Source organism: Salimicrobium humidisoli (genome assembly GCF_002295105.1).
Taxonomy (GTDB): domain Bacteria; phylum Bacillota; class Bacilli; order Bacillales; family Halobacillaceae; genus Salimicrobium; species Salimicrobium humidisoli.
Window position 1 is genome coordinate 128465 of record NZ_NSGH01000005.1, and the last position, 21390, is coordinate 149854.

Genomic DNA, 21390 nt, shown 5'->3' on the forward strand with positions numbered 1-21390 from the left:
CAGGCAGTGTGTCTGCGCACCCTTACTGATTACTATATATGAAAAAGAAGGGGTGCGGTAGTGCACCCCTCTTCTTTTTATGCTTATTTTAAATCAGGGAAATGAGTAAGGACAGGCCGAGCAGCACCCCGTAGAAAGTGTTCGTCTGGGCGGTACCTTTCATAGCCGGCATCATGTCCACCGGAGTTTTCTTCCCGGAGAAGCTTCTCACCGCTTTCTGAGCATGAACGGCACTGAGAAGAGTGAGAAGAGACCACCACGGGAGCAAGCCGGTAATTATATAAACGACCGTCAGCAGGTAAACGATGATAAAGTTCGCCGCCAGAAAAGTTACTGCTCCCTCGTGCCCGAGAAGGATGGCGAGTGTACGTCTGCCGTTCGTTTCGTCTCCGACACGGTCCCGGATATTATTGGCCATCATAATCGCTCCAATACAGATGGCCACAGGGATGGAGATACCGAAGACGGCCCAGGTGACAACTTCCGTCTGGATGTAATAAGCGATGCCTATGATGACAGGACCCATGAAAAACCCGGCTACCAGCTCACCGAATGGGGTATAAGCGATAGGGAGGGGGCCTCCGGTATACAGATACCCGACGAGCATGGAAGCAGAGCCTATAAGGGCGATCCACCATGAAGTCAGCATACATATATACACACCGAGAAGTACGGCGATGGCAAAGAAAGATAGTGCAAGATATAATACCGTTTTGGGATGGATGCCATCGCGTACGATTGTGCCTCCGATTCCGACAGACTCTTCCGTATCAAGGCCGCGGACGTAGTCGTAGTATTCATTGAACATATTTGTGGCAGCCTGAATGAGTATGGAGGCGATCAGCATGGCTGCAAACAGCCCGAAAGCGATCGTGCCCTCTTTATGGATGACGGCAAACATCGTTCCTACAAATACAGGAACGAAAGACGCAGTCAGGGTGTGGGGTCTCAGCAGACGCCACCACACGTGGAAGCCGCTCCGTTCATTCAGAGAAGCTCGTACGTCATTTGTGGTTCCGGTGCTCATGAAGCTTCTCTCCTTTAATCATTAGTAATAACATACTAAGTTTAGGCAAATCAGCAGGTAGTGTCAATCTTTGTAACCCGCTGCCGTATGGAGGGAGGGGACAGTTATGAACCGCTGCGAAAGTTCTTTTTTCCACCGGCTGTCAACAGATTTCTTGAAGCCTAAGTAAAAAGAGAATAAAATAGAGAAAGATATGAAAGCTGTCCCCCGGGATAGGAGGAGAAAAATGCTACAAGTGAAAACTTTTCAAACAGAGGATAAATTACGTAATGTGCATGAGGAGGCTCGGATGAACAATGTGCCGCTCCTGATGAGCATTACAGAAAAAATAGACCAGCTGGACCCTTTTTCTTTTTTTGAACAGGGAAAGCAGGTGGATATGCATCGTCATTTCTGGAAGAGTGCGGATGAAGATTTCACCCTTGTCGGTATCGGAAGCGCTGTACGGATATCGAAAGAAGGAGAAGGGCGTTTTCAGGAGACCGAGCAGGAGCTGTTCGACTGGCGAAAGAGTGTCCGGCAGTGGAATCCTTACAATAAGAAAGGAACCGGTACGGTAGCTCTCGGAGGATTCGGCTTCCGCCCTGAATCGGGCGGGGAAGAACCCTGGCAGGAATTCCCGAACAGCAGTATGACGATTCCTGAGTTCCTTTTGACCAATGATGCGGAGGGTTCTTTTCTGACGACGAATTATCTCGTTTCGCCGGAGGAGGATGTCGAAACGATTATATGCCGGATGGAAGAAGATAAGGAGAGACTGCAGACTTCCGACTCTTCCGGTGATACGGAATCCGGTGTCCGTCTTCAGAAAATCGAAGAGGTGCGTCCGGAAGAATGGAAGCAGTCGATCGCCGACGCTACTGCTGAACTGAAAGCAGGCACTCTTTCGAAAGTGGTGCTGGCACGGGAAGTCCGCCTGACGTTCGACTCCGAAGCCTCGATTACGAAAGTGCTCAAGGATCTTTCCGACATGCAGAACTCGAGTTACGTGTTCGCCTTTGAACAGGGCGGCTCCTATTTTGTCGGGGCTACACCGGAGCGACTGGTGAAAGTCGAGGATGATGAGCTCTTTTCGGCCTGTCTGGCCGGAACGACGAAGCGCGGGAGTAGTGAGGAGGAAGATGAGACACTCGGACTTGCTCTGCTCAACGACCAGAAGAACCGTCTGGAACATGACTATGTCGTTCAGATGATCCGGAGTGCTGTGGAGGATTACTCCGTAAACGTTGCAATACCGGAAGCGCCGTCATTATATAAACTTAGAAACCTTCAGCATCTGTATACGCCGGTGAAAGCGAAACTGAAGGAAGGGTATTCCCTTCTTGACGTAGTGAAAGATCTTCATCCGACTCCCGCTCTCGGGGGACTTCCGCAAAAAGAAGCCGTTACCTATATTAGCCGCCACGAAGTGATGAACCGCGGGTGGTATGCAAGTCCGGTCGGGTGGATCGATGGCGGAAGAAATGGGGAATTCGCTGTTGCTATCCGTTCTGCTCTCATACGGGGAGATAAAGCTTCTCTGTTCGCCGGATGCGGCGTTGTGGAAGATTCGAAGCCGGAAGAAGAATATGAAGAGACGAAAGTGAAACTGAAACCGATGCTTGCAGTTTTAGGAGGGGAAGAATGAGTTATACGGAGGATCTCTCACGTTATATCACCCATTTCATCGATCAGCTTACTTTATCCGGAGTGAAACATGCCGTAATATCACCGGGGTCGCGTTCGACACCGCTCGCGATTACGGCTGCCGAATCCGGAGAAATAAAACACTGGATCCAGCTGGATGAACGTTCCGCTGGATTTTTTGCAGTCGGGCTCGCAAAGGAGAAGCAGGAACCTGTAGCCCTTATCTGTACATCCGGGACAGCTGCCGCCAACTATTACCCGGCCGTAATCGAAGCCTTCTACAGCCGGGTACCGCTGATTCTTCTTACGGCAGACCGTCCGCATGAACTGAGGGATGTGGGCGCCCCGCAGTCCATAGATCAGAATAATATGTACGGATCCTATACGAAATGGTTTCATGACATGATGATTCCGGAAGCGGGTATGGAGATGTACGCCAGAAAACAGGCGGCCCGGTCCGTAGAGGAGTCTTTGAGAAACCATCCCGGTCCTGTACAGATTAATTTCCCTTTGCGAGAGCCCCTCATGCCTGATTTCAGTATCTCCGGTCTGTGGAGAGGAGAGCGGACTTTCTCTCCATTCACCCGGGGCAAATTGAGAGTGGAGGAGGGTGAGCTGCAACGGCTTGCCGGTCGCTTCCAAAATCGCGGTAAGGGAGTGATCGTCTGCGGCCCGCAGACAGATTCTTCCCTCGTACCGGCAATTGAAAAGCTCGCAAAAGCGCTGGACGTCCCTGTCTTCGCCGATCCGTTGTCCCAGCTTCGTACTGCCGGGTTTTCGGAAGAGTACATCATTACGCATTATGATTCTCTCCTCCGTTCGGAAAGGTTCAACGCCCTGCTGCTCGAAGCCGATTATGTTGTGAGGTTCGGGGCGATGCCCGTCTCAAAAGCGTATTTGAAATGGGTGCAGCGTGCCGGGGACACGGAAATGTTCGTCGTCGACAGCGACTCCGGGTATCGCGATCCATCCGGAGTAGCAGGTGAATTCATATGGAGTGACCCCGCCTCGTTCTGTGAGGATATTCTTCCTTTCCTCGAAACACCGGAAGATAGCTGGAGAGCGTTTCTGAAAAGTCTGGATGAACTTGCAGCCGAGACGATGTTCCATAAAGAAGAGGAAGGATTGTACGAAGGGGATGCAGTACATGATCTGGCCCCTCTTCTCCGGAAAAATTCCGTTTTGTTCGTCGGAAACAGTATGCCGATCAGGGATGTCGACACGTTTTTCCCCGCAATGGATACAAACGTCTCCATCCTTGCGAACCGCGGAGCTAACGGAATCGACGGGGTGACATCTGCGGCGGCCGGCACAGCTGCCTCCGGCCGTGATGTGACCCTGCTGACTGGTGATGTTTCCTTCTTCCATGATATGAACGGGCTTCTCGCTGTGAAACAGTATGACCTCGATATGACAATTGTGTTGTTCAACAACAACGGCGGCGGGATCTTTTCCTATCTTCCTCAGGCCGGGCAGACGGAACATTATGAAGCGCTTTTCGGTACGCCGCTTAATATAAATCTTGAGGAAGCGACCCGGATGTACGGCGGCTCTCACCGGCGGGTGGAAGAAAGGGGAAGCTTCATAGCGGCAGTGCAGGAAGCTCAGGCCGAGAAAGGTCTTTCAGTCGTGGAAGCCGCAGTGTCACGGGAAGATCACGTTGCCAATCACCGGAATAAGTGGAGCAGTCTCGACAGACAGATAGCCGGAAAGGTGCAGGAATATGTACATCACCGTCCGTGAGCGTTCCTACTGGGTGGAAGATGAAGGAACAGGACCGGTCCTCTGCTTTCTCCACGGTTTTACGGGCAGCACGTCCATATGGAAAGAAGTGAGACAGTCTTTTCCTGAGTTCCGGTTAGTACTGATTGATTTGCCGGGACATGGGAAAACGGGGGATCTCGGTCCTGTCTCCATGGAGACGGCTGTGCGCGATCTGGAAATGATTTTTCAAAGACTGGAAGTGACCGGGCTCTCTCTGCTCGGCTATTCCATGGGAGGGAGAACCGCTTTATGTTTTGCGGAACGCTTCCCTCATCTTATAGAACGGCTGATTCTTGAAAGTGCTTCTCCCGGACTTTCCTCCCGGGAAGAAAGGGAAGAGCGCATCCGTAAAGATAAAAGAGTGATAGCGCTTTTGCAAAACAGCGGAATCGAGGGCTTTACCGATAAATGGGAATCCCTCCCTCTCTTCGAAACGATAGCTTCCCTGCCCGGGCACCGGCAGCAGAAGCTGAGAGAGGAACGTCTCGATAACGATATCGACGGACTTGTCCATTCCCTGGAAGGGATGGGTACCGGAGTTCAGCCTTCCATGTGGGACTCCCTCTCTTCTCTTACGTTTCCGGTATGTCTTATTGCCGGAGGAGAAGACAGGAAGTACGTGGCAATCAATGAAAGAATGGCCGGTCGCTTTCCGGATGCACAGCTCTACGTAATAGAAGGGGCGGGACACATCCCTCACCTGGAAAAACCGGAGATTTTCTCTGAAATCACCCGTTCATTCGTGATATAATGCCAATTGGGTAATACATTCTATACAATTTACATAATAAAAGGAGGATTTTTCATGTCTGTGAATTGGGTTCAGGAACATGAATATGAAGAAATTCTGTATGAAACATACGGCGGAATCGCAAAAATCACCATTAACCGTCCGGAAGTGAGGAACGCGTTCACCCCGCTTACTGTCCGGGAACTGATTGACGCATTCACACGTGCCCGTGACAATTCGAACGTGGGAGTTATCGTACTTGCCGGAGCGGGAGACGCCGCTTTCTGTGCAGGAGGTGACCAGAGCGTACGCGGCCACGGCGGGTATGTCGGAACCGATGAAGTACCTCGTCTGAACGTACTGGATCTTCAGCGTCTGATCCGTGTCATTCCGAAACCGGTGGTAGCTATGGTGTCGGGATACGCAATCGGTGGAGGACACGTACTGCATGTCGTATGTGACTTGACGATTGCCGCTGATAACGCAGTTTTCGGTCAGACAGGACCGAAAGTGGGAAGCTTTGACGCAGGATACGGGGCAGGACTCCTGGCTCGCATCGTCGGTCACAAGAAAGCCCGCGAAATCTGGTATCTGTGCCGTCAGTACTCGGCCGAGGAAGCAGAAAAAATGGGTCTCGTAAATACGGTCGTCCCGCTTGAACAGCTGGAAGAAGAAACGCTTCAGTGGTGTAAAGAGATGCTTGAGAAATCTCCGACAGCCCTTCGTTTCCTCAAAGCCTCTTTCAATGCTGACACCGACGGTCTTGCCGGACTTCAGCAAATGGGCGGAGACGCAACGCTATTGTACTATACGACCGAGGAAGCGAAAGAAGGACGCGATGCGTTCAAGGAAAAACGCAAGCCTGACTTCGATCAATTCCCGCGTTTCCCATAAGTAAAGGAAAGAGCGTCTGTTGCAGGCGCTCTTTTGTGCGTATGAATTTATTGAGAGGAGCGAGTTGTATGACGACGATGCCGCATTGGCTCAGTAAACAGGCGTTTCTGCAACCGGAGTACCCTGCCGTCGACTTTCCGGACGGTTCCTGCATTACATTTGCAGAGCTTGAGAAAAGATGTAAGCGTAAAGCGGCAGCTCTTTCTTTTCATGGGGTGAAGGAAAAAGACCACATAGCGATTCTTTCTTCGAACCGCGTTTCCTTTATCGAGTCGGTATTTGCTCTCAGCTATCTGGGAGCAAGAGCTGTTCTTTTAAACACCCGGCTCACGATTCGGGAACTGGATTACCAGATTAACGACGGAGACGTGAAGGCGATCATTTATGAGCCGGCTCAGGAAGAGAAAGTGGAAGCACTGACCGCAGGGGATGTATCACCTCTTCCATTTCACACCCTTACCGGCGATCACGCGATGCCGGAGATGAAAGAGCGGATCGACCTGGAGGACGTTTTTACATTAATGTACACCTCGGGAACGACCGGAGCTCCGAAAGCAGTTCTTCACACCTACGGTAATCACTGGCATAGCGCCATCAGCTCCGCCCTGAACCTCGGAATGGAACGGGGGGATAAGTGGATTCTTAATTTGCCGATGTTCCACGTAAGCGGATTTTCCACTCTGATGAAAGGTGTCATTTACGGAATGACCATCGAGCACCATACCCGTTTTGATGCGCAGGAAGTAGTGGAGAGTATTAAACAAAGAGGGGCCACGATGGTCTCCGGTGTTTCCGTGATGCTCGAGGAGCTCGTGGAAGTGTTCGACCGCGACGATATCCCCGGCTCTTTCCGCTGTTTCCTGCTTGGTGGAGGCCCTGCTACAGAGAAATTGCTGAACCGGGCGGCATCACTCGGGATTCCGGTATTTCAGACGTACGGGATGACGGAAACTACTTCTCAGATTGCAACGCTCGCTCCGGCTGATGCCACGAGGAAGCTCGGTTCTGCAGGGAAAGCCCTCGCTACAGCTTCTCTTCACATCGATGCAGCGGAGGGGGAGATCGGCGAGATTCTTGTGGCGGGGCCGATGGTATCCGGCGGGTATTACAAACGCGACCCCGAGGACGGGCTCCTCTTCGCCACCGGAGACATGGGTTTCTTCGACGAAGAAGGCTTCCTGTATCTTGCCGGGCGTAAGAAAGAAATGATCATCTCGGGCGGGGAGAACATTTATCCGGCAGAAATCGAGAACGTACTCGTGCAGGTGCCCGGAGTGTCGGGGGCGGCTGTCGCCGGCATGAAAGATGAAAAATGGGGAGAGGTTCCCGCGGCTTTTCTCACCGGGAAAGATATAAAAAGGGATGAGATACTGCAATACTGCGAAAGACTTCTGGCGCGTTATAAGCATCCGGCTTACGTATACCGGGTGGCCGAACTCCCTCGAAACGCTTCGAATAAAGTGCTGAAGTATAAGCTTACGGAGATGGTGAAAGCGGGGGAGTGCGATGAAGTTGAATAAAGCCGTACTTCACAGAGTGGAGGTACCCATGAAAGCCCCTTTCACTACGGCACACGGAGCGATCGGGTCGCGTGAAGTGATCATCGTGGAATTGGAAGACGATAAGGGGAGAAGAGGATACGGCGAAATTGCCGCTTTTTCGAGTCCTTTTTATACGGAAGAGACCGTAACGACAGCCTGGCATATAGCGAAAGACTTCCTCCTCCCTTCTCTGAATGAGAAGGACGCCACCAGGATATTCAGGACTGTACAGGGGCACCCTATGGCGAAAGCCGGTATCGAGCAGGCCCTGTTCGACCTGAAAGCCAAAAGAGAAGGCAGGAGTTTATCCGAATATATCGGGGGGACGAGAAAGGAAGTTGCCGCCGGGGGAGTGATCAGTCTCTCCGGTGACCCGAAAAAAGAGCTCCGTACTCTGAAGCAGGCAGGGTTCCAACGGGCAAAGGTGAAAGTCGAGCGGGGGCGGGAAAAAGAGCAGCTGCAGGCGCTGAGGGAAGAGGACGCCTCGTTTCCGCTTATGATTGACGGGAATGGTGCGTACGAGTCCCCGGACGAACTGCTTCCTCTTGATGAATTCAAGCTTCTGATGATTGAACAGCCGTTTCGATCCGGAGACTTCCGGAAGCATCGTCATTTACAGAAGAAAATGAACACGCCGATATGTCTCGATGAGTCGATCCGGAGCTTTGAAGATGCTGTCCAGGCGATGGAATTCAAGGCCTGCCGGATACTCAACGTAAAACTGAGCCGGGTGGGCGGATGGTCCGAAGCCCTGCAAATTCATGACCGGGCAGTAAACGAAGACATGCCTCTCTGGTGCGGAGGTATGGTGGAGACCGGCATCGGGAAAGCCCATAGTCTTGCGCTGGCTTCCCTGCCCAGTTTCACTCTGCCCGGTGACTTATCCGGATCCGACCGATATTTTGAGAAAGATATTATAAAAGATCCCATAAGCCTTGAGGGTGGTTTCATACGCGTGCCCGAAGGTCCCGGGATAGGAGTCGAACCGGATTTCGGGTATATGGAAAGTGTTACGAAAGACAGATGGTTTCAACGATACTGAAAATGATTATCAAAATCATTGACACACCTGTAAGTAATTTCTACACTTGTAAGTGAATAGAAGAGGTGAGGAATATGAGTGAAGAAATGATTACGAGAGAAGAAGAACAGTTTTTGAATGAGCATTTTCGCTTTTTTACGGATCAACATTTGCAGGAACCGGTTTTGGAAACGGTTCGTGCAACCGATTTGTTATCCCGCGAAGGAATCGAACATGTTTTGAATGACCTGCATCTGTATCTTGATTCACAGTCGTTTCTTACTACCGGTTCCCTGCTCGGGAAAAGGTTCGGATATTACGCTGTTACGGTGCCGATTGTAATGATGACGGTGTTTGATAAATTCCCTGACGTTTCCCCCGGGAATGTGGAGTACATCCGTATCGATGAGAACCCGAAATGGTTCCCTAAATTCCATCTCAGGGATAAAACGGTATCCGTCCCGGGAGAAGACAGGGAAGAGTGGATAGTTGAAAATATGCGGCACTTATTCAGAGATTTCCTTCAGCCCGTTCTTTTCCACATTCATAAGACTACGCGTATTTCAAAGAAGGTATTATGGGAAAATACAGCCATTTATCTGTACTGGTTTTATGAACGCAAACTTCCTGAATGGTATGAAGGAGAGGAACTGGAAGAGAAAAGGAAAGACTTTCGATATATCATCGATGAACTGGACGGAGAACCGTTCGGTGAACAGAAAAACCCTTTCACTTACTTCGAGTCTCAGCCCGTCTTGCCTTCAGGGGCTAGGGAAAGGAAATGCTGCTGCCTCTCCTACCGGCTTCACGAAGACAGTACGTTCTGTAAAGTATGTCCCCATCTGAAACAGATGGAGAACATGAAGAAATAGTTTCTTCCGGAAGATGCTGCAATGATTTCCGGTACGGCCGGTGGAAAAAAGAAGAAATGAAACATTTGTAATTTTCCCTTCATATGGTACGATTTAATTAGAGTAAAAAGAGTGTTTTGGAAAAGGCAGTTGATACCATATGCAAGAGTTCTATGATTATTATAATAATCCTGTGAAATTATCTTTTAAGGACCACCCTTTTTCAAGCGAACCGAAGCACGTATGGGTGATTTGCCAATACCGTGGAAAATGGCTGCTGACCGAACACAAGGAACGTGGTCTGGAGTTCCCCGGCGGGAAAGTGGAAGAGGGGGAGACCGCCTCGGAAGCTGCTGTCAGGGAAGTGAAAGAAGAAACGGGAGGCATCGTCGATCAGCTGCGTTACGTCGGTCAATACTTCGTCAAAGGTAAAGGTGGCACGATCATCAAAAACGTTTATTTTGCAGAGGTTTTACAGTTGCGGGAAGAAGCCCATTATTTCGAAACGAACGGTCCGGTACTGCTCGAGCAGCTTCCGGAAGCTTTGCCGAGACAGAAAGAGTACAGTTTTATGATGAAAGATAAAGTGCTCCCGTGCTGCCTGGAAAGAATTGGAACGGCTTAGCGTAAGATGTGTAACTACCAGGGGACTCCCCGGGCTGTCGAGAAATTCTCGGCAGCTTTTTTGTTAGAAAATCGATAAAAACAAGCATGCAGAGAAAGGGAGCGTTTCTCTGCATGCTTGTTGTCTGTATGACAGTATTAACGTTTGACCGGTCCGGCTGCTGCAATCGTTTCGTCAGCATAAGCGAATTTCTTGAAGTTCTCATGGAACTTGGCAGCCAGGCTCTCAGCCTGCGTATCGTAATCACTTTTGTCTTCCCAGGCATTACGCGGAATCATGACTTCCTCCGGAACGCCGTCACAGTGAAGAGGAATGTTCAGGCCGAAGACAGGGTCCTGGTACATTTCCGTGTTTTTGAATTCTCCGTTTAATGCAGCATCCACCATACGTCTCGTATAGGACAGTTTCATTCTCTTACCTGTCCCGTAAGCTCCGCCGGTCCAGCCGGTGTTGACGAGGTAGACGTCTGTGTTGAACTCGTCGATTTTCTCACCCAGCATCTTCGCGTAGACGGAAGGCGGTAACGGGAGGAACGGTGCGCCGAAGCAGGCGGAAAACGTAGCTTCGGGCGTGGTGACGCCCCGCTCTGTCCCTGCGAGTTTACTCGTATACCCGCTCAGGAAGTGATACATCGCCTGTTCTTTCGTAAGTTTGCTGATAGGCGGAAGAACTCCGGTAGCATCAGCTGTCAAAAAGATTATTTTATCGGGATGTCCGGATTTACTTTCCTCAAGAGCATTGTCGATATGATCAAGCGGATAAGCGACACGCGTGTTTTCCGTCAGGGAAGTGTCGGTGAAATCCGGTTTCCCCGTACCCGGGTTTACAGCTACGTTTTCGAGTACCGCGCCGAATCTGATGGCTCTGTAAATATCAGGTTCCGTTTCAATAGAAAGGTCTTTAGTTTTGGCATAACAGCCGCCTTCCATATTGAACACACCTCTATCGGACCAGCCGTGTTCATCGTCACCGATAAGGTAACGGGAAGGGTCGGCGGAAAGAGTCGTTTTTCCTGTACCGGAGAGTCCGAAGAAGAGAGCGGTTTCTCCCTCCGCGTTCACGTTAGCGGAGCAGTGCATCGGCAATACGTCCTGTTTCGGCAGGAGATAGTTCATCACGGAGAAGATCGACTTCTTGATCTCTCCGGCATACTGCGTGCCGCCGATCAGTACTATTCTATGTTTGAATGATACCGTTACGAACACTTCGGAATTGGTTCCGTCTGTCTCCGGGTCGGCTTTCAGCCCCGGTGCAGAGAGCACTGTGAACGCATTTTCGTGAAGAGGTTCCTCTTCACTCCCGGGTCTTATGAACATCTGCCTTGCGAACATATTGTGCCAGGCGTATTCTGTAATCACACGGATTGGCAGACGGTAGTCTTCATCGGCGCCTGCGTAACCCTGGAATACGAAACGTTCAGGGAGGTCTTTCAGATATCCGATCACTTTGTGGTAAAGGTGAAGGAATGTTTCTTCCTGCATCGGCTGGTTCACTTTGCCCCAGTCGACCTTTTCGGCAGTTTCATCGTCTTTTACAATGAATTTATCGTTCGGGGACCGTCCTGTATATGCTCCGGTTTCTGCCTTTACAGCTCCGGTATCGGTCAGTGTTCCTTCATTCCTGTTGAGTATGTTTTTCGTAAGGTCCGGAACAGAAAGCTGTACTTGTGTTCCTTCTTCCTCAAGCAGCTCCTCGATGCTTGAACGGTCGCTTCTGGCATGAATCATTTTAAAAACCCGCCTTTCCCTGAAATTCCGCATGTAAGCGATTATTTGTAAATAGTATAACACATTGTCGTTAATAGTCCATACTGCAATTCATTTTTTTAAAATCATCTGCAGCTGCTGTATAATCTGGAGAAAAGGAAGGTGAAAAGGTTGAAGAAATCGATCGTTCTGTACGATGCCGCATGTCCTTTGTGCCTTAAAACGAAAAAGTGGGTGAGCCTCCTGGACCGGGAAAATCGACTGCTCTGGCTGTCGCTGCAGAAGCTTACCGAGTATACTTCTCTTCCCGCTGAAAAAGAAGGACAAATTCGTGAACAATTACATTTATATGATCCTTCGCGCAACGAACATGTAGGGTATGACGCGATCACCTATATATGTAAGGAGTCGCCGCTGCTTCGCTTCGCCGGAAAGCTGATGGAGTTTCGGACTGCGAGGGCGGTCGGAGTTCCGGTTTACCGATTTATCGCTAATAACAGATACAGAGTGGGAATCCACGATTGTAAAGACGGAAGCTGCTCCATCTAATTGACAATCATAGCTGATTTGGTATGATAAAATGCGAACGGTAACTCTCTTATCCAGAGTCGGTGGAGGGACAGGCCCGAGGAAACCCGGCAACCTTCTTTTGATATGGTGCTAACCTGACGCAAGAGTATTCTCTTGGACGATAAGAGCGGAAGGAAATCATCCCTTTCCTCATACGATGAAGGAAAGGTTTTTCTTTTTTAATGAAGGAAATCAAAATTTCTCTTAATAGTATAAACGTTTCCTGAAGGACCTTCCTTTTTTCCATGCATAGTTAATGAAGGAATGGAACTGGTTCCGGTTTTCAACCCGTGAAAACAGGGCCGGAATTCGGAAACAGAAGGCAGTATATTAAAGTATGATGCTGGTAAGAGTGCCGTAATCAGAGTTTAAGGAGGAATCATGTAACATGGCAGCAAATCGCCGGTTGTTCACATCTGAATCGGTTACGGAAGGGCATCCCGATAAGATATGTGACCAAATTTCCGATGCAATTCTTGATGAAATACTTAAAGAAGACCCGAATGCCCGGGTGGCCTGTGAGACGATGGTTACCACAGGACTTGTACTTGTTTCCGGGGAAATCAGTACGACGACATATGTGGATATTTCGCAGGTCGTAAGGCAGACGATCAAAGATATCGGGTATACGAGGGCGAAGTTCGGATTCGATGCCGATACCTGTGCCGTCCTGACAGCCATTGATGAACAGTCTCCGGATATCGCGGGCGGAGTGGATGAATCTCTGGAATCGAGAGAAGGACAGATGAGCGAAGAGGAAATCGACGCAATCGGTGCCGGGGACCAGGGTCTTATGTTCGGATATGCAACAGATGAAACGGACGAACTGATGCCTTTACCGATCTCGCTTGCTCACCAGTTGTCCAAACGTCTGGCGGACGTGCGGAAAGACGAGACCCTTTCCTATCTGCGTCCGGACGGTAAGACGCAGGTGACTGTGGAATATGACGAGAACAACAACCCGCTCCGGGTCGATACAGTGGTCATCTCCACGCAGCATGCCGAAGAGATTACGCTCGGGCAGATTAAGGAAGATTTGATGAAGCACGTAATTGTGCCGGTCGTCCCGGAGAAGTTCATGGACGACCAGACGAAGTATATCCTTAACCCTACAGGTCGTTTTGTCATCGGCGGGCCTCAGGGTGACGCCGGGTTGACAGGGCGCAAAATCATCGTTGACACATACGGCGGCTATGCCAGACACGGAGGAGGGGCTTTCAGCGGGAAGGACTCCACTAAAGTGGACCGCTCCGCTGCTTACGCCGCCCGCTACGTTGCAAAAAATATTGTTGCCGCCGGTCTTGCGAAGACGTGTGAAGTCCAGCTCGCATACGCCATCGGGGTAGCTGAACCGGTCTCGATTTCCATCGATACGGACGGTACCGGGGAAGTCACGGAAGCCAGGCTCGTGAAAGCTGTGCGGGAACTTTTCGATCTACGTCCGGCAGGGATTATCCGTATGCTCGATTTGAAACGTCCTATTTATCGACAGACGGCTGCCTACGGCCATTTCGGCCGCCCGGCGGACCATTTCCCGTGGGAAAACGTCGATAAAGTGGATTTATTGAAAGCTAAAATAAAAGAGGAATAGATAGGCCTCATGCAAAAATCCGAACGAAAGCGTTCGGATTTTTTGTTTATTCCGTTAAATTAGAATGGAAGAGAAACGCACGTCTGAAGCCGGAACAAAGACTCATTTCTCTCCGATATTTTTGTAATACTGTCCTTTTTCCACGTAGCTCTTTCGTATACGATCCAGTTCTTTGAAGTCTTCCCCGGTCAGATCTCTCACTACTTTAGCCGGGCGTCCCACGGCAAGAGTGCGGGGAGGTATCGTTTTACCCGGAGGAACGAGACTTCCTGCACCGAGAAAAGCTTCTTCACCGATGACGGCACCGTCGAGTACAATCGATCCCATTCCGACCAGGGCATTCTTTTTGATTGTAGCGGAATGAAGCGTAACCTGATGACCGATGGTGACTCCGTCCTCCAGCGTAAGTGGCATGCCCGGACTCTGGTGGAGGAGACTGAGATCCTGTACGTTTGTATTATTTCCTATTCTTACAGGAGCGACGTCCCCCCTGATAACGGTTTTGAACCAGATGCTCGCATATTCCCCGATCGACACATCCCCGGTGATGACAGTATCTTCAGCCACGTAAGCCGTGTCGGCAATTTCGGGATAGTAACCTTTATATTCGCAAATCATCTTCATCCTCCTTATACTATATATTATAGTAAGTATATCAGAGGAAAACGGAGGTACAAGTGATGCTGAAAGAATACATATCTGTTACGCCAAAAGCCGTAATCGTTGTCGTACACGGTGCTTTTGAGCACGGGGGACGCTACAGGACACTGGCTGAGAAATTCCAGACGGATGGTTACTCGGTGGTCGTCGGAGACCTTCCAGGTCAGGGGGACGACATAGACAATCGGGGCCACATCCGCAGTTTCAGGCAGTATCTGGATACTATTGAAGGATGGGTGGAGTATGCGAAGGAAGTGGAGGTCCCTGTTTTTCTTCTTGGCCACAGCATGGGAGGCCTTGCTGTCATCCGGGCGCTGCAGGAAAAATCGCTGCCGGTCCAGGGAGTGGTCTTATCCTCCCCGGCACTCGGAATAAAGAATGGAGCAAGCAAACCGCTTGAGGCGATGGCTAAGGTGATGGACAGGATTTCACCATCTCTGCTCGTATCATATCCCTACCGCCCCGAAGCAGTTACGAGAAATGAAAATGTGTGGGAGCAGGACAGGAAGGACGACAAAATTTTGCAGAAAGTATCTGTAAGATGGTACAAAGAATTTCAACGATCGATCAAAGCTGCACATAATAAACCGTTCAGCGATGTGCCCCTCCTCCTCATGCAGGCAGGAGAAGACAGGATGGTGAACACGGAAGATACGAAGCGCTGGTTCGATGCACAGAATATGACGGAGAAGGCTTACAAAGAGTGGCCGGGCCTTTATCATGAACTGTTCAATGAGCCGGAGTGGGAAGAAGTTTACCGTTACGCTTTAAGTTTTATAGAAATACACCGTTAAGAGGAGGATCCAGTTTTGGCAAAGCAGGCACCGAAACAACCGATAGCCCTGATGTATCAGGGGTACAGATTTATATTTCCGGAGGTTTACCGTCAATTGGAGGCCTGGAAAGAGAGGGCGGCGGATATTCCGGATCCCGAACTGAGATTTCAGGCAACAGACAGTATAGAGAAAAAAGCATTTCACTGTGAGGGCGGCGGGCTTTTCTCCCTGCTATCCGGAGCACAGTGGAAAGAAACCGTCACTTTCGTAGTGGCATACCAAACCATCTGTGATTATCTGGATAATTTATGTGACCAGAGCGAATCCCTGGATCCGAAAGACTTCGAAAGTCTCCACTTTGCGCTGGAAGATGCGGTTCATCCCGAGTATGAACACTGTGATTATTATGCGTTCAGAGAAGAGAAGGAAGACGGAGGCTACCTGAGTAAACTCGTTTCCACCTGCCAGGGTGTGCTGAGCCGTTTTCCGTTCTATCACCTCGTTCAGCTGGACGTGGCGGATCTCAGTGCGTTATACGGAGAGTTCCAGGTGCATAAACACGTGAAGGAAGAAGAGAGAGTAGAGCGCATGCAGCAGTGGCATCAGAGGAATATGTCCAGGGTGCCGGATATGCAGTGGTATGATTTTTCAGCCAGTACCGCTTCTACCATGGGAGTATATACGCTCGTCGCTTACGCTGCAGGGAAACGGGTGAACAGGGAGCTGGTCCGGCGTGTCAGAAACTGTTACTTCCCTTACATGCAGGGGATGCACATACTGCTTGATTACTACATTGACCAGGCAGAAGACGAAGCGGATGGTGAGATGAACTTCTGTACATATTACCCTTCCAACGAAGCGCTGAAAAAACGTATAGGAGAATTCATGGAGGAGACAGACCGTAAAATAGCGGAGCTTCCGGATGCCGACTTTCATCAGATGCTCCGCGAAGGTGTCGTGAGTATGTATCTGGCCGACGAGAAAGTCAAGGAACTTCCCGGCTCTTCTTCGATGGTGCCGTATCTTCTGAATAAGAGCGGGACACGAAGCTGGTTCTTCTATTTGAATGTGAAAGCTTACCATAAACTGAAAGCCTGACCACAAGAGGTCAGGCTTTTTCTAATGCGACAATGAAAGGTGCATTGTTTTTCTGGTTGAGAAATTCGTACTTGAGTACGTGAACCGAACGCTGATCAAGATTTCCGGCGTATTCCATCACTCTTTCTTTCTCCGTTTTTCCGCCTTCATGACCGTGATAGACGACGAGGACTACGAGGCCGCCTTTTTCCATAACCGACAGGATGTTATCAATAGCTTCAATAGTGTGCTCAGGGGTAGTAACGACGGTTTTATCACTTCCGGGCAGAAAACCCAGGTTGAAGATGGCCCCTCTGATATTCGGATGACGCTCTTCCGGTATGTATTGCAGCGCTTCTGCGTGAGACGCTTCGTTCAGAGTCACCTGATGAGCCGCGTTATTCTCTTTCAGTCTGGCAGCTGTAGCCTCTATTGCGTCTTTCTGGATATCAAAGCCGTACACATGGCCGGATTCTTTTGTGAGACCGGCCAGAAAAAGAGTGTCGTGGCCGTTTCCGCAAGTAGCGTCTATGGCTATGGCGCCCTCGGTTACTGCTTTCTTCATCAGTTCGTGCGAAAAGGGAAGGACTCTGTCGAGATTCATAATGCTCCTCCTTTAAAATGAAAATGGAGCAATCATTGTATCATATTAATAAGAAAAACATCGCCTTTTTATTTCGACGATGTTTTACCTTTAGATGATCCACGCTTGGACACTGTATTATAAGCTTTGCGTGCGTATCTTTTCGTTTTTTCCGGATTGCGTTTTGCGTAGGATACCGCTTTTCTGATCAAATTTTTCATTTTATCACCTCACATTTCACCGTTCCCGCTGCAGGTGTTTCTGAAACACAGGAAACAGTTGACAAAGAGGGCTGTATTCATTAAGATACGGTTATAATTGAGGCTGCGTGATGAGGGGAATAGTAGCAATCGAAAAAATACAGAGAGACAGTGGCCGGTGAAAGCTGTTTTTGATTCGTTGTGAACTCGCCCCTGTACTTTAAAAGCACGTATCCCGGCTTATCCACCGTTATCGGAACCGAGTGAGCGAAAAATTCGCTAATGTGGGTGGTACCGCGGGATACAGCCTCTCGTCCCATAATTATTGGGAGGGGAGGCTTTTTTTCTGGTTTTGAATAAGTAAAAGAAAGTCGAACTGAGGTTTCAGGTTTGATGATTCCATAAAGGAATGACACAGTACATGGTTGAACAGGAGGAAGGTAAATGGCTTTTAATCATAAGAATATAGAGAAGAAATGGCAGTCCTACTGGCTCGAGAATAAAGTGTTCAAATCCGAAACGGATACGGACAAAGAGAAATTCTATGCTCTGGATATGTTCCCTTATCCGTCCGGATCAGGTCTTCACGTCGGGCACCCGGAGGGGTATACAGCTACGGATATCCTCTCGAGAATGAAGCGGATGCAGGGATATGAAGTACTTCACCCGATGGGGTGGGATGCTTTCGGATTACCGGCTGAACAGCACGCTCTCGATACCGGGAATGATCCGGAAGAATTCACTGCGCACAACATTGAAACATTCCGTCGACAGATCCAGGAACTCGGTTTCTCCTACGACTGGGACAGGGAAATAAACACGACGGATCCCGACTATTATAAATGGACGCAGTGGATTTTTCTTAAATTGTACGAAAGGGGACTCGCTTACATAGATGAAGTTCCTGTAAACTGGTGCCCGGCTCTCGGCACGGTTCTTGCCAATGAAGAAGTGATTGATGGAAAGAGTGAGCGGGGCGACCATCCGGTGGAACGCCGGCCGATGAAACAATGGATGCTTAAAATCACTGCTTATGCGGACAGACTGCTGGAGGACCTTGAAGAACTGGACTGGCCGGAGAGCATTAAGGACATGCAGCGTAACTGGATCGGAAAATCCGAAGGAGCGGAAGTGGAATTCGATATCGAAGGTTTCAATGAATCTTTCAAAGCGTTCACCACCCGTCCGGATACTCTTTTCGGTGCTACATACGCTGTATTTGCACCGGAACATCCTTACATTGAAAATATAACTTCCGAAGAACAGAAAGAAGCGGTGCAGAAATACGTCAACGAAGCATTGAATAAGAGTGATCTTGAAAGAACGGATCTCGCCAAAGGAAAGTCAGGCGTTTTTACGGGCGCTTATGCTGTCAACCCGGTCAATGGAAAGAAACTTCCGATCTGGGTCGCCGATTATGTCCTTATGAGCTACGGGAGCGGTGCTATCATGGCAGTTCCGGCTCATGATGAACGGGACTACGAATTCGCGCGTAAATTCGATCTTGAAATCATTCCGGTCGTCGAAGGAGGAGATGTGGAAGAGGAAGCTTATACGGGTGAAGGCCCCCACATCAATTCCGATTTTCTGAATGGTCTTTACAAAGAGGAAGCAATAGATAAAGCGATCCAGTGGCTTGAAGAAAACGGAAAAGGCCAGAAGCAGACGACTTACCGTCTCCGTGACTGGCTGTTCAGCCGTCAGCGTTACTGGGGGGAACCGATACCTGTTATCCACTGGGAAGACGGGTCGGTAACCGCAGTACGAGAAGAAGACCTTCCGATTGAACTGCCGAAGACGACGGAGATCAAACCGTCCGGTACAGGGGAATCGCCGCTTGCGAATATCAGTGACTGGGTGAACGTCACGGACCCTGAAACGGGGATGAAAGGGAAGCGGGAAACGAATACGATGCCTCAGTGGGCCGGCAGCTGCTGGTACTACCTGCGGTTTATCGATTCCGATAATGACGAAACGTTCGCGGATTACGAGAAGCTGAAGAAATGGCTCCCTGTAGATATCTACATCGGCGGCGCCGAACATGCCGTTCTGCACCTGCTTTACGCGCGTTTCTGGCATAAAGTGCTTTACGATGCAGGAGTAGTGCCGACGAAGGAACCTTTCCAGCAGCTGTTCAACCAGGGTATGATTCTTGGTGAAGGCAATGAAAAAATGAGTAAATCGAAAGGGAACGTAGTTAACCCGGACGATATTATTCATACTCACGGAGCGGATACTCTTCGTCTGTATGAGATGTTTATGGGGCCGCTGGAGGCGTCTATCGCGTGGTCCGAAAACGGACTTGAAGGAGCGCGGCGTTTCCTTGATCGTGTGTGGAGAATCGTTTCTCCTGAAGGGAAGCTGAACCCTGCCATAAAAGAAGATGCAGATAAAGAAGCTCTTGAGAAAACGTATCATGAAACGGTGATGAAAGTGACGGAGAACTTCGAGGACCTGCGTTTTAATACGGGTATTTCCCAAATGATGGTATTCATTAATGACGCTTATAAAGCAGAGGAGATTCCTAAAGCCTTTATGGAAGGATTCGTTAAACTGCTTTCCACCGTTGCGCCTCACGTCAGTGAAGAAATGTGGTCGAATCTTGGTCACGAGGGGACGATCGCGTACGAACCATGGCCGACGTTCGACCCTGAAAAACTTATAGAGGAAGAAGTTGAAATTGTCGTCCAGGTGATGGGGAAAGTCCGCGCCAAAATGATGGTGAACAAAGAAGCTTCTAAAGAAGATCTTGAAAAATCCGCTCTGGAAAATGAAGAAGTCAAGCCGTGGCTTGAAGGGAAAACAGTAAGGAAAGTTATTGCCGTACCCGGAAAACTGGTTAATATTGTAGCTAATTAATTATGCGCCTGACCCCTTGCCCGGGAGTCAGGCTTTTTTTCTTGACTTCTAATGAAGATTTAATAGAATTACAATTGCAAAACCTAAAAAAAGGAGGATGGTCAACATGAGTACTATTCCTGAAATGAACGGTGAAACACTGGAACAGAAATTGAAAAACGGAGAAAATATTACAGTTATAGATGTACGGGAAGATGAAGAAGTCGAAGAAGGTATGATTCCGGGAGCTAAACACGTCCGTTTAGGGGATCTGCAGGATAGATACACCGAACTGGATAAAGAAGACAATCACGTAGTCGTCTGCCGTTCCGGAAGAAGAAGTATGAAAGCGTCCGAATTTCTTAAAGAGAACGGATTCGCAAACGTTACCAATCTTGAAGGTGGTATGCTGGGATGGCCCGGAGACGTCAGTAAAAAATAAAGAAGGTGGAAAGATGATTTATTGGGGAGGGACAGCGGCTATCGCTCTGCTTTTGTTTATTACTACGCGGACAAAAGGATGGAACGGGCTGCAGACCTTAAATGATAATGAAATCAGCGACAATGATTATTGTGTGATCGATATAAGAGACTATATTTCTGCACACCGCTCTCCTTATCCGGGAGCAGAGAACATCCCTCTCAGTTATCTGCCGAGAGAACTGAAGGAAAGATTCGACTGCCCGAAAGAAATTCTTCTCGTCACCGATGACGAACGGGGAGCGGTAAAAGCCGCCAGACTGTTGAAAAAGAAAAGAGATCAGTCTGTATATTACGTGAAAGCTTCCTGAGAGAAGTGATAAAAGCACAAAAACCGGAGCCTGACATTCGGTTTTTGTGCTTTTTGTATCGTGAGGAAAAGAGAAGCCCGTGATCATTTACATGCTTCCTTTGAATCAGTGATACCCTGTGAGCGGCACGTTGCCGGTATATTCACCTATTACCGGAGCAGCGCAAAATCACTACCGGTAAAAAAACTTAAACTAAATTTTAAAAAGTCATTGACCTTCGAAGCTGTAGCGTGTAATATTGTTTTTGCTGCTTTGAAAGGCAGAAAAACAGAGCGAATTAATTGTTGACTTTCTGTAACTGAAAGTGGTACAATAGTTTTGCTTCACATTAATAAGTAGATCTTTGAAAACTGAACAATGTTTTATGCCATGCGTCAATTTTTTGAACGAATTTATGATTGAGCTAATCAATCTCTTTTATGGAGAGTTTGATCCTGGCTCAGGACGAACGCTGGCGGCGTGCCTAATACATGCAAGTCGAGCGCGGGAAGCGAGCTGAAGCCCTTCGGGGCGGACGCT

General features: G+C 49.1%; 19 protein-coding genes, 1 rRNA gene, 1 riboswitch and 1 other annotated feature. Of the genes, 16 read left to right on the top strand and 4 right to left on the bottom strand.

Features of this window, described 5'->3' with window-relative positions; all coding sequences use genetic code 11:
- Nucleotides 1–88: 88 nt before the first annotated feature.
- On the bottom strand, nt 89–1027 hold the full coding sequence (locus CKW00_RS04725) for a 1,4-dihydroxy-2-naphthoate polyprenyltransferase (protein ID WP_095821615.1): 939 nt from the start codon (nt 1025–1027) through the stop codon (nt 89–91).
- A 226-nt stretch (nt 1028–1253) separates the two neighbouring features.
- Here CKW00_RS04725 and CKW00_RS04730 point away from each other — a divergent pair, with 226 nt between their 5' ends.
- The 8 genes from CKW00_RS04730 (at nt 1254) to ytkD (ending at nt 10079) form a co-directional block, all read left to right on the top strand.
- A complete protein-coding gene (locus CKW00_RS04730) occupies nt 1254–2654 on the top strand; it encodes an isochorismate synthase (RefSeq protein ID WP_095821616.1) in 1401 nt (466 codons plus the stop codon).
- A complete protein-coding gene (menD, locus tag CKW00_RS04735; protein WP_095821617.1) occupies nt 2651–4396 on the top strand; it encodes a 2-succinyl-5-enolpyruvyl-6-hydroxy-3-cyclohexene-1-carboxylic-acid synthase in 1746 nt (581 codons plus the stop codon). Before CKW00_RS04730 ends, menD begins: the two co-directional genes overlap by 4 nt.
- Nucleotides 4377–5168, top strand: a complete 792-nt coding sequence (gene menH / locus CKW00_RS04740) for a 2-succinyl-6-hydroxy-2,4-cyclohexadiene-1-carboxylate synthase (RefSeq protein ID WP_095821618.1) — start codon at nt 4377–4379, stop codon at nt 5166–5168. Before menD ends, menH begins: the two co-directional genes overlap by 20 nt.
- A gap of 54 nt (nt 5169–5222) precedes the next feature.
- Nucleotides 5223–6041, top strand: a complete 819-nt coding sequence (gene menB / locus CKW00_RS04745) for a 1,4-dihydroxy-2-naphthoyl-CoA synthase (protein WP_008587375.1) — start codon at nt 5223–5225, stop codon at nt 6039–6041.
- A 68-nt stretch (nt 6042–6109) separates the two neighbouring features.
- Nucleotides 6110–7561, top strand: coding sequence for an o-succinylbenzoate--CoA ligase (locus tag CKW00_RS04750; RefSeq protein ID WP_095821619.1), 1452 nt, complete (start codon nt 6110–6112; stop codon nt 7559–7561).
- On the top strand, nt 7548–8624 hold the full coding sequence (menC, locus tag CKW00_RS04755; protein WP_233129714.1) for an o-succinylbenzoate synthase: 1077 nt from the start codon (nt 7548–7550) through the stop codon (nt 8622–8624). Before CKW00_RS04750 ends, menC begins: the two co-directional genes overlap by 14 nt.
- A 74-nt stretch (nt 8625–8698) precedes the next feature.
- Entirely contained in the window at nt 8699–9475 is a 777-nt protein-coding gene (locus CKW00_RS04760; protein WP_008587383.1) for an IucA/IucC family C-terminal-domain containing protein, read from the top strand.
- Between the two features lie 139 nt (nt 9476–9614).
- The gene (ytkD, locus tag CKW00_RS04765) at nt 9615–10079 is read left to right on the top strand and encodes an RNA deprotection pyrophosphohydrolase (protein ID WP_008587385.1); all 465 of its coding nucleotides are present in this window, start codon (nt 9615–9617) and stop codon (nt 10077–10079) included.
- 137 nt (nt 10080–10216) lie between these two features.
- Here the strand turns inward: ytkD and pckA are convergent, their stop codons facing one another.
- On the bottom strand, nt 10217–11806 hold the full coding sequence (pckA, locus tag CKW00_RS04770) for a phosphoenolpyruvate carboxykinase (ATP) (RefSeq protein ID WP_233129715.1): 1590 nt from the start codon (nt 11804–11806) through the stop codon (nt 10217–10219).
- Nucleotides 11807–11956: 150 nt separating this feature from the next.
- On the opposite strand from pckA, the gene CKW00_RS04775 reads away from it, so the two are divergent.
- Nucleotides 11957–12334: a thiol-disulfide oxidoreductase DCC family protein gene (locus CKW00_RS04775; RefSeq protein WP_076571077.1), complete on the top strand. Its 378-nt coding sequence runs from the start codon at nt 11957–11959 to the stop codon at nt 12332–12334.
- Nucleotides 12335–12380: 46 nt separating this feature from the next.
- Nucleotides 12381–12483, top strand: a riboswitch (SAM riboswitch).
- 260 nt (nt 12484–12743) lie between these two features.
- Nucleotides 12744–13946 (top strand): methionine adenosyltransferase, encoded by a 1203-nt coding sequence (metK, locus tag CKW00_RS04780; protein ID WP_095821620.1) that lies wholly within the window; start codon nt 12744–12746, stop codon nt 13944–13946.
- A 102-nt stretch (nt 13947–14048) separates the two neighbouring features.
- Here metK and CKW00_RS04785 read toward each other — a convergent pair whose 3' ends face one another.
- Nucleotides 14049–14564, bottom strand: coding sequence for a gamma carbonic anhydrase (locus tag CKW00_RS04785; protein ID WP_095821621.1), 516 nt, complete (start codon nt 14562–14564; stop codon nt 14049–14051).
- Between the two features lie 62 nt (nt 14565–14626).
- On the opposite strand from CKW00_RS04785, the gene CKW00_RS04790 reads away from it, so the two are divergent.
- Together CKW00_RS04790 and CKW00_RS04795 are read left to right on the top strand one after the other, a co-directional pair.
- Nucleotides 14627–15400, top strand: coding sequence for an alpha/beta hydrolase (locus tag CKW00_RS04790; RefSeq protein WP_095821622.1), 774 nt, complete (start codon nt 14627–14629; stop codon nt 15398–15400).
- 15 nt (nt 15401–15415) lie between these two features.
- Nucleotides 15416–16480 carry a tetraprenyl-beta-curcumene synthase family protein gene (locus CKW00_RS04795; RefSeq protein ID WP_095821623.1) on the top strand — a complete coding sequence of 355 codons (1065 nt, stop codon included), beginning with the start codon at nt 15416–15418 and terminating at the stop codon, nt 16478–16480.
- Between the two features lie 10 nt (nt 16481–16490).
- Here the strand turns inward: CKW00_RS04795 and CKW00_RS04800 are convergent, their stop codons facing one another.
- A complete protein-coding gene (locus CKW00_RS04800) occupies nt 16491–17063 on the bottom strand; it encodes a class I SAM-dependent methyltransferase (RefSeq protein WP_095821624.1) in 573 nt (190 codons plus the stop codon).
- A 301-nt stretch (nt 17064–17364) separates the two neighbouring features.
- Nucleotides 17365–17564, top strand: a binding site (T-box leader).
- 122 nt (nt 17565–17686) lie between these two features.
- Here CKW00_RS04800 and leuS point away from each other — a divergent pair.
- From leuS to CKW00_RS04820, 4 genes are all read left to right on the top strand, one after another.
- Nucleotides 17687–20101, top strand: coding sequence for a leucine--tRNA ligase (gene leuS, locus CKW00_RS04805; protein ID WP_095821625.1), 2415 nt, complete (start codon nt 17687–17689; stop codon nt 20099–20101).
- A gap of 106 nt (nt 20102–20207) precedes the next feature.
- Nucleotides 20208–20522, top strand: coding sequence for a rhodanese-like domain-containing protein (locus CKW00_RS04810; RefSeq protein ID WP_095821626.1), 315 nt, complete (start codon nt 20208–20210; stop codon nt 20520–20522).
- Nucleotides 20523–20535: 13 nt separating this feature from the next.
- Nucleotides 20536–20871 carry a rhodanese-like domain-containing protein gene (locus tag CKW00_RS04815; RefSeq protein WP_180962577.1) on the top strand — a complete coding sequence of 112 codons (336 nt, stop codon included), beginning with the start codon at nt 20536–20538 and terminating at the stop codon, nt 20869–20871.
- A gap of 416 nt (nt 20872–21287) precedes the next feature.
- A 16S ribosomal RNA gene (locus tag CKW00_RS04820) occupies nt 21288–21390 on the top strand; the annotation flags it as partial.